Source organism: Geodermatophilus poikilotrophus (assembly GCF_900111455.1).
Taxonomy (GTDB): domain Bacteria; phylum Actinomycetota; class Actinomycetes; order Mycobacteriales; family Geodermatophilaceae; genus Geodermatophilus; species Geodermatophilus poikilotrophus.
Genome location: NZ_FOIE01000001.1, coordinates 759,683 through 778,092, shown reverse-complemented (window position 1 = coordinate 778,092; position 18,410 = coordinate 759,683). Strand labels below are relative to the sequence as shown.

The 18,410-nt window shown below is 77.3% G+C and carries 19 protein-coding genes; 12 read left to right on the top strand and 7 right to left on the bottom strand.

Annotated features, from left to right (window positions below):
- Positions 1-47: 47 nt before the first annotated feature.
- The gene (locus BMW27_RS03550) at positions 48-581 is read right to left on the bottom strand and encodes a dihydrofolate reductase family protein (RefSeq protein WP_091439131.1); all 534 of its coding nucleotides are present in this window, start codon (positions 579-581) and stop codon (positions 48-50) included.
- Positions 578-1,516: a helix-turn-helix domain-containing protein gene (locus tag BMW27_RS03545; RefSeq protein ID WP_091439127.1), complete on the bottom strand. Its 939-nt coding sequence runs from the start codon at positions 1,514-1,516 to the stop codon at positions 578-580. Before BMW27_RS03545 ends, BMW27_RS03550 begins: the two co-directional genes overlap by 4 nt.
- Positions 1,517-1,671: 155 nt before the next feature.
- Here BMW27_RS03545 and BMW27_RS03540 point away from each other — a divergent pair, with 155 nt between their 5' ends.
- From BMW27_RS03540 to BMW27_RS03525, 3 genes are all read left to right on the top strand, one after another.
- A complete protein-coding gene (locus BMW27_RS03540) occupies positions 1,672-2,088 on the top strand; it encodes a PAS domain-containing protein (protein ID WP_091439124.1) in 417 nt (138 codons plus the stop codon).
- Positions 2,085-3,251 carry a PP2C family protein-serine/threonine phosphatase gene (locus BMW27_RS03535; protein ID WP_091439118.1) on the top strand — a complete coding sequence of 389 codons (1,167 nt, stop codon included), beginning with the start codon at positions 2,085-2,087 and terminating at the stop codon, positions 3,249-3,251. The genes BMW27_RS03540 and BMW27_RS03535 overlap by 4 nt, the downstream gene beginning before the upstream one ends.
- A 437-nt stretch (positions 3,252-3,688) precedes the next feature.
- The gene (locus BMW27_RS03525; RefSeq protein WP_217638027.1) at positions 3,689-4,186 is read left to right on the top strand and encodes a hypothetical protein; all 498 of its coding nucleotides are present in this window, start codon (positions 3,689-3,691) and stop codon (positions 4,184-4,186) included.
- Here the strand turns inward: BMW27_RS03525 and BMW27_RS03520 are convergent.
- Together BMW27_RS03520 and BMW27_RS03515 are read right to left on the bottom strand one after the other, a co-directional pair.
- Positions 4,183-4,596 (bottom strand): TIGR03618 family F420-dependent PPOX class oxidoreductase, encoded by a 414-nt coding sequence (locus BMW27_RS03520; protein ID WP_217638026.1) that lies wholly within the window; start codon positions 4,594-4,596, stop codon positions 4,183-4,185. The genes BMW27_RS03525 and BMW27_RS03520 overlap by 4 nt on opposite strands.
- A gap of 135 nt (positions 4,597-4,731) precedes the next feature.
- Entirely contained in the window at positions 4,732-5,418 is a 687-nt protein-coding gene (locus tag BMW27_RS03515) for a DsbA family protein (protein ID WP_091439110.1), read from the bottom strand.
- A gap of 255 nt (positions 5,419-5,673) precedes the next feature.
- Here BMW27_RS03515 and BMW27_RS03510 point away from each other — a divergent pair, with 255 nt between their 5' ends.
- The 7 genes from BMW27_RS03510 to BMW27_RS03480 all read left to right on the top strand — a co-directional run bounded on the left by BMW27_RS03510 (position 5,674) and on the right by BMW27_RS03480 (position 12,199).
- Positions 5,674-6,792, top strand: coding sequence for a glycosyltransferase (locus tag BMW27_RS03510; protein ID WP_091439107.1), 1,119 nt, complete (start codon positions 5,674-5,676; stop codon positions 6,790-6,792).
- The gene (locus BMW27_RS03505; RefSeq protein ID WP_217638025.1) at positions 6,789-7,760 is read left to right on the top strand and encodes a Gfo/Idh/MocA family protein; all 972 of its coding nucleotides are present in this window, start codon (positions 6,789-6,791) and stop codon (positions 7,758-7,760) included. Before BMW27_RS03510 ends, BMW27_RS03505 begins: the two co-directional genes overlap by 4 nt.
- A gap of 47 nt (positions 7,761-7,807) precedes the next feature.
- Positions 7,808-8,758 carry a Gfo/Idh/MocA family protein gene (locus BMW27_RS03500; protein ID WP_091439101.1) on the top strand — a complete coding sequence of 317 codons (951 nt, stop codon included), beginning with the start codon at positions 7,808-7,810 and terminating at the stop codon, positions 8,756-8,758.
- Complete coding sequence (locus tag BMW27_RS03495) at positions 8,755-9,855, top strand: zinc-binding dehydrogenase (protein WP_091439098.1); 1,101 nt, start codon at positions 8,755-8,757, stop codon at positions 9,853-9,855. The genes BMW27_RS03500 and BMW27_RS03495 overlap by 4 nt, the downstream gene beginning before the upstream one ends.
- Positions 9,856-9,859: 4 nt before the next feature.
- Complete coding sequence (locus BMW27_RS03490) at positions 9,860-11,071, top strand: glycosyltransferase (protein ID WP_091439095.1); 1,212 nt, start codon at positions 9,860-9,862, stop codon at positions 11,069-11,071.
- Positions 11,072-11,179: 108 nt separating this feature from the next.
- Positions 11,180-11,578 carry a hypothetical protein gene (locus BMW27_RS03485; RefSeq protein ID WP_139206819.1) on the top strand — a complete coding sequence of 133 codons (399 nt, stop codon included), beginning with the start codon at positions 11,180-11,182 and terminating at the stop codon, positions 11,576-11,578.
- Between the two features lie 99 nt (positions 11,579-11,677).
- A complete protein-coding gene (locus tag BMW27_RS03480; RefSeq protein WP_091439810.1) occupies positions 11,678-12,199 on the top strand; it encodes a DinB family protein in 522 nt (173 codons plus the stop codon).
- A 13-nt stretch (positions 12,200-12,212) separates the two neighbouring features.
- Here BMW27_RS03480 and BMW27_RS03475 read toward each other — a convergent pair whose 3' ends face one another.
- The 3 genes from BMW27_RS03475 to BMW27_RS03465 all read right to left on the bottom strand — a co-directional run bounded on the left by BMW27_RS03475 (position 12,213) and on the right by BMW27_RS03465 (position 16,136).
- The gene (locus tag BMW27_RS03475; protein WP_091439089.1) at positions 12,213-13,010 is read right to left on the bottom strand and encodes a competence protein CoiA family protein; all 798 of its coding nucleotides are present in this window, start codon (positions 13,008-13,010) and stop codon (positions 12,213-12,215) included.
- Positions 13,011-13,149: 139 nt separating this feature from the next.
- Positions 13,150-14,952, bottom strand: coding sequence for a glycosyltransferase family 2 protein (locus tag BMW27_RS03470; RefSeq protein ID WP_091439087.1), 1,803 nt, complete (start codon positions 14,950-14,952; stop codon positions 13,150-13,152).
- On the bottom strand, positions 14,949-16,136 hold the full coding sequence (locus tag BMW27_RS03465; RefSeq protein WP_091439084.1) for a glycosyltransferase: 1,188 nt from the start codon (positions 16,134-16,136) through the stop codon (positions 14,949-14,951). The genes BMW27_RS03470 and BMW27_RS03465 overlap by 4 nt, the downstream gene beginning before the upstream one ends.
- Before the next feature lie 84 nt (positions 16,137-16,220).
- Between BMW27_RS03465 and BMW27_RS03460 the strand changes: the two genes are divergently transcribed.
- On the top strand, positions 16,221-17,309 hold the full coding sequence (locus tag BMW27_RS03460; RefSeq protein WP_091439081.1) for a glycosyltransferase family 9 protein: 1,089 nt from the start codon (positions 16,221-16,223) through the stop codon (positions 17,307-17,309).
- Positions 17,306-18,394 carry a glycosyltransferase family 4 protein gene (locus tag BMW27_RS03455; protein ID WP_091439078.1) on the top strand — a complete coding sequence of 363 codons (1,089 nt, stop codon included), beginning with the start codon at positions 17,306-17,308 and terminating at the stop codon, positions 18,392-18,394. Before BMW27_RS03460 ends, BMW27_RS03455 begins: the two co-directional genes overlap by 4 nt.
- Positions 18,395-18,410: the final 16 nt, after the last annotated feature.

Below are 18,410 nucleotides of genomic sequence, written 5' to 3'. Positions count from 1 at the left end.
GTCGCCGACCGCAACTGCTCACCCGGCCGCGGGAGGCCTCGGCGAGATCACCTGCGGACGACGTCGTAGCGGACGCAGACGAACTCGCCGTTGACCGCCTCCTCCGTCCGCCTGAGCTCGAGCCGGCGCGGCAGCAGCGGCGCCCCGCCGCCGAGGGTGACCGGCGTGATCGCCACGACCACCTCGTCGAGCAGGCCGCGGTCGGCGAACTGACCGGCCAGGTCGCCGCCGCCCACGACCCACACGTCGCGGCCCCCGGCGGCGGCGACCATCTGCGCGTGCACCTCGGCGACGTCGGCCGCGGTGAACCGGATGTCCGCGCCCGGGTACGCGGTCAGCTGCCGGTGCGTGAACACCCACGCGGGCACGGTGTAGGACCACGCCTCTGGCCCGCCGTGCTGCTGCACCCACTCGTAGGTCGTGGCGCCCATGGCCAGCGCGCCGACCTGCTTCTCGAACTCCGCGTACCCCATCGGACCGTGCTCGTCGGAGTGCCGGGAGAGCAGCCAGTCCAGTGAGTGCCGCTCGTCGGCGATGAAGCCGTCGAGGCTGGTTGCGGTGTAGTAGACGGTGCGGGTCATCGATCCCTCCTGGTCAGCCAGTCGATGGGGTCCCCGGAGTCGACGGCCAGGCCGGCGTCCCGGAGCAGGTGGCGCACCAGCAGCCGCCGGTGCGCGGAGAAGGTGAGGACGTGGGCGACGACGCTGCCGAGGACGAAGGTCTCCGGCGGCTCGCACAGCGCGTCGACCAGCCGGTCGCCCCAGGCGCCGCGCCGGGCGATGTCGCGGACGGCAGCCAGCCAGCGCGGTGCCACGGCGTCGTGCCGGGCCAGCAGGGCGGCCGGGTCGTCGGCGCCGCGGGCGGGCTGCCCGGCGCCCTCGATGGAGGCCAGCCACACCTCCTTGGTCCACACCAGTGTGCCGAGGAGGGCGGCGATCGACTCCTCCGCACCGCTCCAGGGCAGGACCGACAGCCCGGGCAGCCGGGCGCGGCGGTACTCCTCGTCCGCGAGTGCCTTCGCGACCTCGAACAGGGCGCGGGTGTCCTCGATGTCGTGGTGGACCAGCATCGCGGTCACCTCGTCCGGGGAGCCGCGCCCGCTGTCGTCGGCGACCCACAGCGAGGTCGGCGGGTGGAAGTGGATGCCGTTGCGTGCCGGCAGCCAGTGCTCGTCGCGGGTGCGCGGGCGGCCGGCGTCCGGTGTGCCGGGGGAGCGACCGTAGGCGCGGCCGAAGGCGCGGGCGAAGCCCTCGACCGACTCGTACCCGGCGGCGAAGGCGGCGTCGGTGACGCTGGACCCCTCGCGCAGCTGCCACGCCGCCCGCTCCAGCAGCACCCGGCGGCGCAGCGCCACCGGCGGCTCCCCGGCGCCCCGGCTCACCTGCCGGGCGAAGTACCAGGGGCTGGCGTAGGCGTCGCCGGCCATGTCGGGGAGCGTGCGGTTGTCCTCGTCGAGGACGGCGTCGAGGAGCTCGCGGAGTCGGTCCCGTCCGGGGAGGGGGTCGTCGTCGGCCACGTGGGCAGTCTGGCCGGGGACGGCGGCGCGGCGCCCGACCGTTCTTGCCCTCTCGGGCGGGAGGCGGACCGGCCCTCGTGCTGGGTCGGAGCGACCACGAGCGAGGCGCGCTCCGGTCGCTGGTCGACGCCGTGGGCCGGGGCTAGCGTGGCCGGATGGCGGATCGCGTCGGCGCTGACCGGTGGCCAGGGGGCGCCGTTCCGTCCTTCGCCGACCCCGGGCTGCTCGGCGTCCTGGAGGGTGCGCCGGCCGAGGCCCTCGACGACCTGGCCTTCGGGTTGATCACCATGGACCGCCGAGGGGTGGTCCTGCACTACAACGCGGACGAGTCACGACGGTCCGGGCTCGGCCGCGAGCGCGTGGTGGGTCGCGACTTCTTCACGTCGGTCGGTCCCTGCGCCGACCACCCCCTGGTGGCCGGCCGCTTCGCCCGGGCTGCCGAGACGGGACGCACGCTGGACGAGGAGCTCGACTTCACGTTCACCTTCCGGATGCGGCTGTCCCCGGTCCGCCTGCGGCTGCTCGCCGCGGTCGGGTCGCCCCGGCAGTACCTCGCGGTCCGTGACGCATGAGTGCGGCGGACGAGCTGGAGCGCATGTACCGGTTCTTCTACCTGTGCCCCGTCGGGTTGATCGAGGTGGACAACGCCGGTGCCGTCCAGCAGGTCAACCCGGCGGCGGTGCGGATGCTGGCGCCCGCGCTCGAGGACGCGCCGCTGCGGGACCTCGTGGCCGTCCTGGACCGCCTGTCCCCGGGTACCCGGACCCTCGTGGGGTCCCGTCCCCAGCAGGTCGGCCAGCTCGCCGCCGGCCGCCGCATCGAGCTCCCGGCGTCCTCGGGGTGCACGCGCGTCCACGTCGAGGTGCAGCTCCACCGGGTCGACCCCCAGCGGGTCGTGGTGCTGCTGCAGGACGTGTCGGCCGAGCACCGGCTGGCCGAGCAGGAGCACCGGATCGCCGTGGAGCTGCAGCGCTCCCTGCTGCGGCAGGTCGACGTCCCCGACCTGCCCACCTGCCACGCCTACCGCGCCGCCGCACCGGAACTGGAGGTCGGTGGCGACTGGTACGACGTCATCGCCCTGCCGGACGGCGCCGTCGCCCACGTGGTCGGCGACGTCGTCGGACACGGCGTGCACGCCGCCGCGACGATGGGCCAGATGCGCAGCGCGCTCCGCGCGCTGGCGCCCGCCTTCCCCGACCCCGCCGACCTGCTGGGGCGCGTCGCGGCCTTCGCCGAGGACGTCCCCGGCGCCGCCTGCACGACCGTCGCCTACGCGGTCCTCGACCCCCGGGACGGCCGGCTGACCTACGCCTGCGCCGGGCACCCGCCGCCGCTGCTGATCGGGCCCGATGGGACCACCCGCTTCCTCGAGGGCGGCCGGACCCTGCCGCTGGCCAGCCTGTCCGCGCCGCGGTTCGCGTCCGCCCACGACCGACTGACCGGGAGCGACGCGCTGCTGCTCTACACCGACGGGCTGGTCGAACGCCGGGGACAGGACCTCGACGCCGGGCTCGACCGTCTCCGCACCACCGCGCAGTCCCTGTCCGGAGCACCCCCCGACCAGCTGTGCGACCTCCTGGTCGCGGACATGACCGGGAACGACCCGCTGCACGACGACATCTGCATGCTGGCGGTGCGCTGGGCGCCGCTCGCCGACCTCGCCGCGGCCGGACCCCGGGCCGCGGGGCGTCCCCGGGGCCGGGTGTCCGGTCCGGTCGTGCGACCGGTGTTCTGAGCTCCCTCACCTGCGGGTACGGCGGCCGCCATGCCGCGCACCGACCGCATCGCCGAGCCCTGGGGGAGCCGGACGCCGTACGCCGTCGGGGAGACCTGGCCGACCCGCGTCGACCAGCACCTCGCCGACGGGCTGACCGAGGACGACGTCGAGCGCTGGGTGCAGTCGGCGTCGATCCTGCACAGCAACGGCGACGCCCTCGACATCGCGGTGAGGGACGGCCGGATCGTCGGCGTCCGCGGCGGGGCCGTCGACCGGGTCGACCGCGGCCGGCTCGACCCCAAGGACCTGTTCGGCTGGCAGGCGAACAACGCACCCGACCGGCTCACGAGGCCGCTGGTCCGGCGCACCGGCTGCTGGCCGTCGCCGAGCGGCACAGGGTCGACCACGAGCTCTTCCACGTCGGCCGCGACCTGGCCGGCTGGTCGCAGGACCACGTGCGGCGGCTGGCCGCGTTCGGCGACCGGTACGGGGTGCGCCTCGACCCCGAGCCCGCCGGCGAGCTCCGGGTCCTGGCGGAGCTCAGCGAGGCGGTCAGCGACCGGCTGGGCCGGCGCTCGGCCCCCGCGCTGCTGCTGCTGCGGGACCTGCGCAGCCTCTCCACCCACGCGCAGGGGGTGTCCGCGGACTGGGAGATGATCGCCCAGGTCGCGCAGGGCATCCGGGACACCGACCTGCTCGCCCTCGCCCAGCGCTGCCACCCGCAGACCCTGCGCCAGGCCGAGTGGGCGAACAGCACCCTCAAGGAGTCCGCGACCCAAGCCTGGTCAGCTGATGGCGGACCGGGACCCCGTCGCGCGGCCGGCGACCCGCGTCGTCCTGCGGCCGCTGGCCACCCCGCTGCCGCTGGGCTGCCCCGCCCTGGCACGCCGGGGGGCGTCCTGCTCGGGACGCCGCGGCACGCTCGGCCGCGTGGGGGACCGCGGGTCCGCTAGCCGGCGATCGTCTGGCGTTCCGGCTCGATCCAGACGGTGACCCGCTCGGTCCTGATGTTCTCGGCGGGGCAGGGCTTGCCGTCGTACTTGTGGGACAGCTCGTCGATCTGAGCGCGGGCTCGCGGGCCCCGCTCGGTCCCGACCACGCGGCCGCGCACCTCGGCGTAGCGGTACGGATTCCGCTCGTCGCGGATCGCCAGGGTCACCCGCGGGTCCTGCTCGAGGTCCTTGAACTTCTGCCGGTGGGGTTCGGTGTTGACGAACAACCGGTCGCCGTCGACGCCGACCCAGATGTACTGGGTCTGGATGTGCCCGCTCGGCATCAGCGTGCTGATCGCGGCGTAGTTCGGGCCGCTGGCGAGCTCGCGGGTCGTCGGGTGCAGGTCGGGACCGTCCTGGGTGTCAGCCACGGACCCCCGACTACCCACCGGGCGCCGCGGCACGCCCGGCCCTCCGTCAGCAGGCCCCCTCCTGCGCCGCATGGGCGTCGAGGAGATGCCGGGCGTGCGCGCCGGGGACGACGACGTCCGCGACCGGGCGCCCGCTCACGCCGCGCCCTGCGCCGCGTCGGCCGCGCGCCGGACGAGGTCGTCGTAGACGCCCGGGTCGTCGGCGTCGACGACCGGGTAGCCGGCCTCGGACCAGTGCAGCTCGATGCCGGGGTTGTGGACGTCGGAACCGTCGGCCAGGAAGAAGTGCGGGCTGCCCTGCACCTCGTCGGCGTGCGCCCGGTAGTCGGCCATCATGGGGCCCCTGGCCCGTCCGTCCTCCAGCGCCGCGGCCAGCGCGCCGGCGTCGACCGCGTCGCAGTCTCCGGCGACGTCGACCACCTCGTGCAGCATGCTGATGCAGCGGCTGTCCCGGAAGAACGCCAGCCGCAGCGCCATGTCCAGCTGCTCGGCGGCCGCGGCCGACTGGGCCTTGGCCGCGTGCACGGCCTCGTTCGCCGGCAGCGCGGTCACCGGCCAGTCCGACGGCTGCCCCTGCCACGGGGTGATGCCCAGATCGGGCTCCAGGGAGCCGACCACCGGTATCTCGGCCTGCAGCATCCGCATGGGGAGGGCGAACCGGTTGACGTCCTCCAGCAGGTACACCCGGTGGTCGACGCGCACCCGGTCGTCCAGACCCAGCCGGGACCGCGCCGCGTAGAAGCGCTGCAGGGCGACGGTGGACCAGGCGCAGACCACGTCGGTGTAGACGACCACGGTCCCGGGGGCGACGTCGACGGTCACGACCTGCCCCTACCCGCCGGCCGGCCCGGCGCACCCACGAACCCGGCTCTCGTCGCCGGGCTCGTCACGGCGGGTCCCGCACGGCCAGCGGTACCCGGCGGGCCCTCCCTCGGGTCCGAGGACGGGACCGGGCAGGCGCCCGGCCCGGCCGTGCACGGCGCGGCCCGGCCGGTGCGCTGCAGGTCACACGGGTGGCGACGAGGCGGTAGCTTCCTCGCTCCCGGAGACCACGGGGCACCGACGAGGAGGCCGCCGATGTCCGTCCGCCGCTCGATCTGCCTGTACACGCCGTCCACGGACCCCTCGGGGATGGGCGCGCACATGGTCGACCTGGTCGCCGAGTACGCGGGGACGGCCGACGTGGCGCTGATGATGAGGCCGACGGTGGGCGGCCGGCGCCTGCTCGACCGGGCCGCCGCGCTCGGTGCCCGCACGGTCGAGCTGCCCTCACCCCGCGACCCGCGGTTCGCCCGGGTCGTGACGGGCTTCCTCGACACCCACCCCGCCGACGTCTTCCACTGCCACGTCGGCACCGGCAGCGAGGACTGGGACGGCGTCCGCCTGGCCCGCCGCGCCGGGTGCGGGGTGGTCGTGCAGACCCAGCACCTGCCCTACCTGGTGTCCCACCCGCGCAAGCGGCGGGCCTACCACCACGCGATCGAGGAGGTGGACCGGCTCGTCGCCGTCTCGGACGGAGTGCGCCGCACCTACCACCGGATCGGCGTCCCACCGGAGCGGATCACCACCGTGGCCAACGGTGTGGCGCCGGTGGCCCACCGGATCGGCCGGGACGCCGCCCGGGCGGCCCTCGGGCTGGACCCGCGGCAGCCCGTCGTCCTCACCGTGGGCCGGCTGACCCACATGAAGGGCCAGTGCCACCTCGTCGACGCCGTACCGGGCCTGCTCGCCCGCTTCCCCGACCTCGCCGTCGTCCTCCTCGGGGACGGGCCGCTGCGGGAGGCCCTGGAGAAGCGGGGAGCCGGGCTGGGCGTGGGGAGCGCCGTCCGGTTCCCCGGTCACCGGGTCGACGCCCGGCTGCTGCTGGCCGCGGCCGACGTCTTCGCCCTGCCCTCGCGGCACGAGGGGATGCCCCTGGTGGCGCTGGAGGCCATGGAGGCCGGGCTCCCGGTGGTGGCCACCCGCGTCATCGGCAGCGAGGAGGTCGTCGACGACGGGGTCACCGGCGCGCTGGTGCGGCCCGCGGACCCCGCCGCCCTGGGGGCGGGCCTCGGACGGCTGCTCGCCGACCCGGACCTGCGGCGCCGGCAGGGCGCCGCCGGCCGGCGCCGGTACCTCGCCGGCTTCACGCGGCGGCGGATGGCCCGGGACACCGCGGCGGTCTACGAGGCCGCGCTGTGCGGGGCCGGGCGGTGAGCCGCCTGCGGGTGGGCGTCGTCGGCACCGGGTTCATCGCCGGCCGGCACCTCGCGGCGCTGACGGCCTCCCCCGACGTGGCGGTCGTGGCGGTCGCCGACCCGGTGCGCGAGCGGGCCGAGGCCGCCGCGGCACGGTGCGGGGCGCGGGCCCACGGTGACGGGCTCGCGCTCCTGGAGACCGAGGAGCTCGACGCGGTCTGGCTGTGCGTGCCGCCGTTCGCGCACGGGCCGCTGGAGGCGGCGGCGGTCGCCCGCGGCCTGCCGTTCTTCGTGGAGAAGCCCCTGGCCCTGGACCTGGCCACCGCGGAGGCGGTCGCGGCCGGGGTCGCCCGGACCGGCCTCCCCACGGCGGTGGGCTACCACTGGCGGCACCTGGGGGTCGTGCAGCGCGCGGCGGGGGCGGTGCCGGCCGGTGAGGTGCAGCTGGTCACCGGTTCCTGGCTGGACCGGACACCCGCGGCGCCCTGGTGGGTGCAGCGCGGCGGCTCGGGCGGTCAGGTGCTCGAGCAGACGACGCACGTCCTCGACCTGGCCCGGCTGCTCGCCGGGGAGGTCGACCTGGTCTCGGCGGCCGAGCGGCCGGCCGGCACCGACGGTGAGGTCCCGACGGCGGCCGTGGCGCTGCTGTCCTTCGCCTCCGGTGCGGTGGGCAGCATCTCCTCGACGCGGGTCCTCGGCTGGCGGCACGCCGTCGGCCTGCAGGTGGTGACCGAGGGGCGGGTGGTCGAGCTGTTCGAGCGCAGCCTGACCGACCACGGGCTGCGGGTGGTCACGGCCGACGGCGAGGAGGTCAGCCGCAGCGACGAGGACCCGGTCGCCGCGGAGGACCGCGAGTTCGTCGACGTCCTGCTCGGCCGGGCGGCGCAGGTCCGGGTCCCCTACGCGGAGGCCCTGCGCACCCACGCGCTGGCCTGCGCCGCCGACCGGGCCGCCCGGGAGGGCACGTCGGTCCGTCCGGCCTGCTGAGTGGCGGCCGGGTTTCACCGACCGGCCCACCCGGGCACCGGGTCGCCATGACGACGAGGATCGGCCTGGTCGGGGCCGGGTTCATCGCCGGCCGGCACCTGGACGCGCTCACCGCCATCGAGGACGTGCGGGTCGCCGGGGTCGCCGACCCGCGGGCCGACCGGGCCGAGGTGCTCGCCGCCCGCGCGGGGGCCGCGGCCTACGCCCACTGGCAGGACCTGCTCGACGTCGAGCGGCTCGACGCGCTCTACGTCTGCGTGCCGCCGCACGCGCACGGGGAGGTCGAGGCGGCCGCGGTCGACCGCGGGCTGCCGCTGTTCGTGGAGAAGCCGCTGGCGGCCGACCTGCCCACCGCCGAGGCGCTCGCCGACCGGATCGACGGCGCCGGCCTGCTCACCTCGGTCGGCTACCACTGGCGCTACCTCGACACGCTGGAGACCGCCCGCGAGCTGCTCGCCGAGGCGCCGGCCCGCATGGTGCTGGGCGCCTGGCTGGACAGGGCGCCGCGCGTCGACTGGTGGGCCCGGCAGGACGGCTCCGGCGGGCAGACCGTCGAGCAGGCCACCCACCTCTTCGACGTCGCCCGGGTGCTGGTCGGCGAGGTGGCGGGCGGCTGGGCCACCGGCTCGCGCTCCCCGCAGGGCCCCGGCGACATCCTCGACGTGTGCACCGCCGCCCTGCGGTTCGGCTCCGGCGCGGTGGGGTCCTTCTCGAACAGCTGCCTGCTGCCGCGGGCCCAGCGGATCGGCGTCGAGCTGGTCGCACCCGGCCTGGGCCTGTGGCTCACCGAGCACCAGCTGGTGGTTACCGACGCCGACGGCGAGCGGACGGTGCACCGCGGGGTCGACCCCTTCGCCGCCGAGGACCGCGCGTTCGTCGCCGCCGTCCGTGGTGAGGGGGATGACGTCCGGACCTCCTACCGGGAGGCCCTGCGCACGCACCGGCTGGCGGTCGCCGTCGCGACCGCGGCCGCCGGCGGCGGGACGGTGCAGCTGTGAGCCGGGTGGTCCGCAGCATCGGCGTCGTCGCGCCGGGGGAGCCGGCGATCCTGGACGTCGAGGAGCCCGACCCCGGCCCGGGGCAGGCGTGGGTGCGCACCGAGTGGAGCGGGGTGAGCGCCGGCACGGAGGTGGCGATCGTCCGCGGCACCGACCCGCACCACCTGCTGCACTGGGACCCCGACCTGCGGTCCTTCGACGACGCCGGCCCGCCGGCCGCCTACCCCGTGCGGAGCCTGGGCTACATGGAGGTCGGCCGGGTCACCGAGAGCCGGACCCCGGACCTCGCCGAGGGGCAGCTGGTGGCCATGGCCCACGGGCACCGCACCGGCGTGTGCGCCGACCCCTCGGCCAGGCCGGTGGTGCCGGTGCCCGACGACCTCGACCCGCTGCTCGGCGTCTACCTCGCGCAGATGGGGCCGATCTGCGTCAACGGGCTGCTGCACGCCGCCGCCGACGCCGCCGGGCCCGGCGCGGGCGTGGACGCTGGGGTGCGCGACCGGCACGTGCTGGTCACCGGCGCCGGCGTGATCGGGCTGCTGAGCGCGCTGCTCGCCGTCCAGCACGGCGCCGACGTCGTCGTCGCCGAGCCCTCGGCCGAGCGGCGGGCGGTCGCCGAGGCGCTGGGCCTGGCCACCCTGGCCGACGACGGGTCCGCGTGGCGCGCCGTCAAGGAGCGCTGGCACCACGGGCGGGGGGACGCCGGCGCCGACGTCGTCCTGCAGTGCCGGGGCCACGACGCCGCGCTGGCCACCGGGCTCAAGGCGCTGCGCCCGCAGGGCACCGTCGTCGACCTGGGCTTCTACCAGGCCGGCGCCGAGGCGGTGCGGCTCGGCGAGGAGTTCCACCACAACGGCCTGGCGGTGGTCTGCGCGCAGATCGGCCGGGTGCCGCGCGGCATGGCCGACGCCTGGCCGCGGACGGCGCTGGCCCGGGTCACCCTCGACCTGCTGCGCGAGCGGGGCCCGGAGATCCGCACCCACCTGGTCACCGACGTCCTGCCGTTCGAGGAGGGGCCGCGGCTGCTGGCCGACCTCGCCGGCCGCCGGCTGGCCGCCCCGCCGCTGCAAGCGGTGCTGACCTTCCCGGGCGCCTGAGCCGGTGCGGGTCCTGCTGGTCGGCAACCACTGGACGCGAGCGCCCGGTGGTGCGGAGACGGTGCTGGTGCTCACCGCGGACCTGCTGCGCGCCGCCGGGGACGAGGTGGTGCCGTTCGCCGTCGCCGAGGAGCGGACGCTGCCGACGCCGGTGCGTAACCGGCTGCCGGTCGCGGCGGGCGCCGGCGCCCGCACCCGGTTCGGCGAGGCGTGGGCCGGCACCTGGTCACCGCGGGCCCACCGGGCGCTCCTGCAGGTCGTCGACGAGGTGCGGCCGGACGTCGCGCACGTGCACCACGTCTTCGAGCGGCTGACCGTCTCGGTGCTGGACGCGCTGCAGCGCCGGGGCGTGCCGACGGTGATGACGCTGCACGACTACAAGCCGGTCTGCCCCAACTTCCGGCTGTTCACCGACGGTGCGCCGTGCACCCGGTGCCTGTCCGGCGGGTACTGGCAGGTGGTGCGGCACCGCTGCCTGGAGGGCTCGCGGTGGCGGTCGGTGGCGGCCGCGGCCGACGCCTACGCCTCCCGGGGCCGCGGCGTCTACGACCGGGTGGACCGCTTCCTCGCGCCGAGCGCCTTCCTCCGCGACCGGGTGGTCGACGGCGGGCTGCCGGCCGACCGGGTGGAGGTGCTGCCCAACCCGGTGGTGGCCGCGCCCGAGCCCCGGCCGGCCCGGGCCGAGCCGCCGACGGTGCTGTACGCCTCCCGGCTGGTCGCGGAGAAGGGCGTGGACACCCTGCTGGACGCCGCCGCGCGGCTGCCGGCCGGCGTGCGGGTGCGGCTGGCCGGGTCCGGGCGGCTGGAGCGGGCGGTGCGGTCCCGGGTCGCCGCGGAGCGGCTGCCGGTCGACGTCCTGGGCCCGCTGCCGCCGCCGGAGGTCGCGGCCGAGCTGCGGGCCGCGGCGGTCGCCGTCCTGCCGGCGCTGTGGTGGGAGAACTGCCCGATGGCCGTGCTGGAGGCCGCCGCGCAGGGGGTGCCGGTGGTCGCCACGGCGCTGGGCGGCATCCCCGAGCTGGTGGACGACGGCTCGACCGGGTTGCTGGTGCCGCCGGGGGACGCCGACGCGCTGGCCGGCGCGCTGACCCGGCTGCTCGACCGGCCCGACGAGGCCGACCGGATGGGCCGGGCCGGGTGGGCGCGGGTGCGCGCGCGGCACGACCCGCACGGGCACGTCGCGGCGCTGCAGGGGGTCCATCGGCGTGTCGCGCGGTGAGTCGGCGCGGACGGCCTTGTCCCGGAACTCGTGCGGCGGGATCCTGCCGTCATCGTCGCGGACGCCGGGTGGACCGGGCTGCCTCGGCGGTTCGGGGAGTGGGTCGTCATGAAGTGGGCGATCATCGCCGTGCTCGGCTTCGGGCTGGAGATCGCGCTGGTCATCGCGATGGCGCGGAGCAACACGGCGCGGTGGGAGCGGGACCACCGGGCCGCCCGGGCGGCCATCCGGGCGCGCGAGGAGGCGGGGCTGCGCGTGCGGGCGGCCGGGCTGGTGGCGCAGCGCGTCCCGCACCCGCACCTGTCGCACCTCCCGCACGTGCACCTGTCGCCGCGCGTCGTCGACCGGCTCGCGCACACCCGCGAGGTCCTGCACGTCCCGCGCCTGCACCTGCCGCGCCTCACCCGGCACCCGGCGCGGCCGGACATCCCGGCTCCCGCGCCGGCGCCGGACGACGCGACCGCGGCCGCGGCCGACACGCCGTCCGAGGAGCAGTCCACGCCGTAGCGCCCGTCGCCGGTGCGCACGGACACCGCAGGACGACCGCCGGCGCCCCGGGCTGCATGCGGCAGACTGCCGCCGCAGACGCCGGACGAGGAGGTGGTGGTGACGCCCGAGGACGACCGCACCGAGGCCCCACTGGTCGGGGACGAGGTCCCGCTGCTGACCGGGTTCCTGGACTTCCAGCGGCAGACGCTGGCGTGGAAGTGCGCGGGGCTCTCGCCGCGGCAGCTGGCGACCCGCGCCGTCGCCACCTCCGACCTCACCCTGCTCGGCATGGTGCGCCACCTCGCGGCCGTCGAGACCGGCTGGCTGGTCGGCTTCGGCGGGCTGCCGTACGACGTGTGGCCGGACGTGGTCCGGGACTGCGACGAGCAGTTCCGGGTCGACCCCGCGACCGTCACGCAGGAGGACGTCGACACCGCCTGGGCGACCTGGCACGCCGTCGCCGACGCGGTCGCCAAGGTGGTCGACCAGCTCCCGCTCGACACCGCCGACCGGCCGTGGGGCCGCGACGACGAGTTCTCGCTGCGCTGGATCCTGCTCCACCTGGTCGAGGAGTACGCCCGGCACAACGGCCACGCCGACCTGCTCCGCGAGGCCCTCGACGGAGCCACCGGCGAGTAGCCGCGGCCGCCCGCTACGCCGGGAACGGGAGGAGGGGTGGTGCCTCGACCCGGGGGTGGTCCCGTGTCCCCTGCGCCGCCCGCTCCGCGCACCGGGCAGCCCGTCGTGCCGCGTCCCGCCGGTCGGCCGCGCGCCGGGCGTGCAGTGCCCGGGCCTCCGCGGCGCCCGGGGCCTCGAACCCGTCGGCGGTGAGGCGGCAGGCGCCGAGCCGCACCCAGCGCGTACCGCCGTCGACGTCGCGGACGCCGACCAGCAGGCCCGTGTTGTGCCGGCGCACCGCGTAGGCCACGCCGCGCACGGCCAGCTCGGTGTCCGCTGCCGACCCGGCCGCGGGTCCGTACAGCCAGGTCACGTGCCGGACCCGCCTCCGGTACCGGTCGTCGCGCTCGCGCCAAGCGGTGTCCGGCAGCGGTGACAGCTGCACCTCCACCACGGCGCCGACCTCCGCCACGACGACGTGCAGGCCGCCGCTCCCGGGCGGACCCGGGACCTCCTCGATCCGCGGCCGGAACCCCTGCGCGGCCAGCCACGCCGCCACCGCGCGCCGGTGGCGGAGGTGGTCGTACGCCGGCCCGGCGTCGGACCCGGTGAGGGCGCAGCGCACGTCACCGCAGTGGCGGAAGTGCGGCCGGGAACCCTCCCGGACCTCCAGGACGAGCCGGCCGCCGCACCCACCGGCCTCCCGGGAGCACCAGAAGCCGCCGCTGCGGTGCAGGCCGAGCGCGCGGACGGCGGCCCGGTCCTCGGGCAGCGCGACCGCAGCGGTCCCGGCCGGCCCGTCGGTCACCGCCCACCGCAGCTCCATCGACACGCCGCGACGGTAGGCCGGGGGTCCGACAGGACGAAGCCCGCCAGGACGAGCCGGACACCGGCCTGCCTGCAGGGCCCCGTCGGCCCCGTCCCGGGTCCCGCCCCGAGCCTGCGAGGGGTGGGGAGGACGGGGTCCTCCCTCAGCGGGCGACCGACCGGAACAGGTCCACGACGCGATCGGCGTGCGCGTCGAAGGTGTGCTGCTCCCGCGCCGCCAGCGCCGCCGTCGCACCCCGCCGCGCGGCCAGCTCACCGGCCAGGACGGCGGCCACGTCGTCGGCGTCCCGGTAGAACAGCCCGGTGCCGTCGCGGCGCAGCACCCGCTCCACCGACACCAGCGACCCCGGGTTGGCCTGCTGCAGCAGCGGCAGCCCGGCGGTCAGGTAGACCGGCAGCCGGGCGGGGGAGTTGAGGTCGTCCCAGGTCGCCCGCCGCAGGTCGCCGTCGTTGGCGCTGTCGAAGCGGTGCAGCCACCCGGCGTCGTACCGCGACAGCTCGCGCACCCAGGCCTCCGGCCCCACCGGCGGGTGCAGGTGCACGAACCCGGGCGCGGCGGTGAGCGCGGCGTCCAGCCAGCCGGTCCACGAGCCCTTCGGTCCCGGCGCCCGGACCTGCCCGTAGAGGTGGGTGTGCACGCCGCGCGCCGCCAGGGCCAGCACCCAGTCGAGGTCCAGCCCGGACGGCCGGCCCGCGACGACGGTGTGCGGCTGCCCGTCGTGGTCGGAGAGCCTGGGCGTGAGCGGGGCGTCGAGCCAGTCGCGCGCGGGCAGGTCGCCGTCCAGCACCCCGAGCCGGGCCGGGTCGACCCGGCCGGACAGCGCCAGCGCGAACCAGTCGCGCTCCTCCTCGGTGGCGAACAGCGACGCGTCGGCGCGGCACACCAGCTCGGCCAGCAGCGGCCACTCGCCGCGGACGGTGCTGCGCTGCGGCGCCTCCTTGAACGTCCACACGAACGGCAGCTCGGGGAACGCCGACTGCACCGCGTGCGCCAGGGGCACCGCCCGCCAGTTCAGCTGCGCCCACACCACGTCGGGCGCCCGTTCCCGGACGGCGTCGCGCCACCGGTCGCGGTCGAGGTCGGGGACGTGCCCGAACGGCAGCGGGCCAACGGTCGAGTCACCCAGGCCGCTCGTGGTCCACAACCCGGTGAGGGAGTGCCCGCGCCCGGCCAGCGCCAGGACCCGCTCCGGGTTGAGCGCCAGCTCGCCGACCAGCAGCACCGACAGCCCGTCCGCGGCCGGCGGGTACGACCGCGACCGGAACCGCGCGTAGCGGGCGACCTCGTCGACCTCCCCGCCGTCCGAGGAGGCGAAGCGCAGCGGCTCGCGCACCCGGTAGCGGCTGCGGAAGACGTTGAGCCCGCCGTCCCGCGACTCCCGCAGGGCGGCCGACCGCTGGCCGGGGTGGCGGGTCCAGGAGCAGGTGACGCGGCCGGTGTCCGCCGTCCGCCCGCGGGCCCGCAGCCGGTCCCACATCAGCCGGCCGAGGTCGTCGCTCTCCAGCTCGGCCCGCTCGGTCCACCGGTCGGCGGTGACCCGGTGCGCCACCTGCACCAGCTGCTCGTACGCGGTGTCCGAGGGCTCGGCCAGGCCGGACCGCGCCAGGACGACGTCCGGCTCGGCCAGGCACCGCAGCAGCGCGGCGAGGTGGCCGGGCGACCAGCCGTCGTCGGCCGGGAGGTAGGCGACGAGCGGGGTGTCCAGCGCGTCGAGCCCGGAGTTCAGCGTCGCGCCGAGCCCTCGGTTGGCCGGCCGGCGCAGCAGCCGCAGCCGGGGGTCGCCCAGCCCGCGCACCACGTCGGCCACCGCGGAGGCGTCCGTCGAGCCGTCGTCGAGCACCAGCGCCGTCCAGTCGGCGAGGTCCTGGGCGAGCAGCCCCTCCAGCGCGCGGGGCAGGAACGCGGCCTGGTCGTACACGGGAACGAGCACGCCGACCGCCGTCACGCCACCGCCTCCAGCGCGTCCTCCTGCCGCACCCGTGCGTAGACCGACGCCACCCGCGCGGCCAGCCGGGGCCACGCGTACTCGGCGGCCCGGGCCAGCGCGCCCGCCGCCAGCCGGGCCCGCAGCCCGTCGTCGGCGGCCAGCCGGTCCAGCGCCGCGGCCAGCGCGTCGACGTCCCCGGGCGGCACGAGCAGCCCGGTGACGCCGTGGTGCACCACCTCCGGGATGCCGCCGACGTCGCTGGCGACCACGGGCAGCCCCGAGGCCAGGGCCTCGGTCAGCACCGAGCCCATCTCCTCGTAGGCCGAGGGCAGCACCAGGACGTCGAGCGAGGCCAGCACGGCCGGGACCGCGGTGTGCTCGACGAACCCGGAGAGGTGCACCCGCGGGTGGCCGGTCGCCAGCGCGTGCACCCGCTCGCGGTCCGGGCCGTCACCGACGACCACGAGGGACGCCGGCTCGCGCATCCGGCCGAAGGCCTCGACCAGCCGGTCGGCGCGCTTCTGCGGGGCGAGCCGGCCGACGTAGCCGATCCGGGGGCGGCGCGCGGACGGGAACACGTCGGGGGAGCCGCCGCCGAACAGGCGCGGGTCGAACCCCGACGGGATGGTGCTGACCCGCTCCGCCGGCACCCCGTCGGCGGCCAGCGCGGCCGCCGTCCGGTCGGTGAGGACGACGACGGCGTCGGCCCGGCGCAGCACGGAGCGCTCGACCGCCCCGCCGAGCGCCCGCAGCAGCCGGGTGCGCGGACCCCGGCCGGTCAGCGTGTGTCCCACGCTGCAGTGCACGGTCACCACCAGCGGGCAGCGGTGCCTGCGCGCGGCGAGGCGGGCCAGCGGCAGGGTGGCGAGGTCCTCGCCCTGGTGGGCGTGCACGACGTCGACCGGCCGGGCGGGCCGCCGCAGGACGACGCGCAGCGCGTCCAGCGCCCACAGCTGGCGCAGCCGTGGCACCGGCAGGCCGGTGCGGTGCACGACGGCGGAGCGGTCGAGCCGGGTGACGCCGCGCCGGCCGGCCAGCCGCGAGGTGACCACCGTCTGCGCGTGCCCCTGGGCGTCCAGGCAGCGGGTCAGCGTGGCGGTGTGGTTCTGCATGCCGCCGATCGGGTCGTAGCGCGCGGACCGTCCGTCGACCCGCACGGGCTCGAACACGCTGCACAGCCGCAGCACGTGGGCGGGGTGCACGGGACCTCCGGGTTGGACCGACTCCAGCCACATCGGCAGGACCCGCAGTAGAGCAGAGTTGCGGCGGCGTCGCCGCCGGGGAAGATGCCGCAGGTGACCGCCCTCCTCGCCGACCCGTCGGTGCGCCGGGTGGCCCTGGTGCGGCTGCGCGTGGGCCTGGGCGACCTGCTCTGCTCCCTGCCGGCCCTGCGCCGGCTGCGCGCCGCCCGTCCGGACCTGGCGGTCAGCCTGGTCACCTGGCCCGAGACCGCCGCGGTCGTGGAGCGGATGGGGGACGCCGTCGACGAGCTGCTGCCCTTCCCCGGGGCGGACGACGTCCCCGACCGCCCACCGGGCCGCGAGCCGGACCCGGCGGCGTGGGCGGCGTTCACCGCGGCGGCGGCCGAGCGGCGCTTCGACCTGGCGCTGCAGGTGTACGGCGACCGGCCCGGGGCCAACCGGGTCACCGCCGCCCTGGGCGCCCGGCTGGTCGGCGGGTTCGCCCCGACCGGCTGGGCGCCGCCGCGCGGCACGGAGCACCTGCACCTGCGCTATCCGCTGCACCTGCACGAGGCCGAGCGGCACACCCGGCTGTTCGAGCACCTCGGCCTCCCGCCGGCCGGCCCGCCCGAGATGGCCTTCCCGTCCACGCCCGCCGACGAGGCCGAGCACGCGGCGACGCTGGACCGCGCGGGCCTGGTGCCCGGCGGCTACGCCGTCCTGCACCCGGGCGCCTCGTCGCCGACCCGCAGGTGGCCGGTCGAGCGGTACGCCGCGGTGGGCGACGCGCTGGCCGCCGACGGGCTGGTCGTGGTCGTCACCGGCGGACCGGGGGAGCGGGCGGTCGGCGCGGCGGTGGTGGCCGCGATGCGGGCCCCGGCGGTCGACCTGACCGGCGCGACCAGCCTCGGCGGGCTGGCCGCGCTGCTGCGCGACGCCGCCGTGCTGGTCGGCAACGACACCGGCACCGCGCACCTGGCCGCCGCCGTCGGCGCCCGCAGCGTCACCGTCTTCCTGCCCGGCGACCCGGTCCGCTGGGCGCACCCCGGTCCGCGGCACCGCGCGCTGGTGGCCGACGTGCCGTGCGCGCCGTGCCCGCACCTGGTCTGCCCGATCGACTTCCGCTGCGCCGACTCGGTGCGGACCAGGGACGTGCTCGCCGCGGCCCGCGAGCTGGTCGGTGCCGGCGCGTGAACCGGGTCTCGCTGGTCTGCGACTCCGAGAACTGGGGCGGCGCCGAGGTCTACCTGACCTCCCTGCTGCGCCGGGCCGGCGGGCTGGGCTGGGCGGCGTCGCTGGTCTGCGCCGAGCCGCTCGCCGGGCGCTTCGCGCCCGTGGTTCCACCCGGCCGGCTGGCCCTCGTCCCGCTGGCCCGGCACACCGCCGTCGCACCGGCGGTGCGGGACGCGCTGGCCGCGCAGCGCCCGGACGTGGTGCTGGTCAACCTCGTCGACCCCGGCTCCAACGCCGCGGCGGTGGCGGCGGCGCTCGAGGTGGCGCCCACGGTCGGCGTCCTGCACCTGCCGGGCGACGCCGGAGCGGGGGGGTTCCGCGCGCGGGTGGCCGGGCTGTACGGGCGGATGGCCGCCGTCCTCACCCCGGCCGCCGGTGCGCGGGAGCAGCTGGGAGCCGACCTGGCGGTGCCCGCCGACCGGGTCCACGTCGTCCCGAACGGCGTCGACCTGCCCGCCGATCCGGCCGGACCGGCCGGGCGGACGGTGCCGCGGGTCGGCGGGCTGGGCCGGCTCACCGCGCAGAAGGGCTTCGACGTGCTGATCGACGCCGTCCGGTCGCTGACCGACGCCGGCGTGCCGGTCGAGGTGGTGGTCGGCGGCGAGGGGCGCGACGGCGACCGGCTGCGCGCCGCGGCCGCGGGTCTGCCGGTCACCTTCTGCGGCTTCGTCGACGACGTGCGCGGTTTCCTCGCCGGGCTCGACCTGTTCTGCCTGTCCTCCCGCCACGAGGCGTTGCCCCTGGTGCTGCTGGAGGCCATGGCCGAGGGGCTGCCCTGCGTGGCCACCGACGTGGGGGACGTCGCGGTCGCGGTCGGCCGGGACGCCGTCGTCGTCCCGCCGGGGGACGCCGGAGCGCTCGCCGCCGCCCTGGCCGGCCTGCTCGCGGACCCGGGCGGGCGGGCCGAGCTGGGACGGCGGGCGCGGGTCCGGGCGACCGACGCCTTCGACGCCGACCTCATGGCCCGCCGGACGTTCGCCGTCCTCGCGGGTGCGGCGGGTGTGCCCGCGACCGGCGCGGGGAACGCCCAGGAGCGACAGAGTTGACGTGCGCGGGGCACCG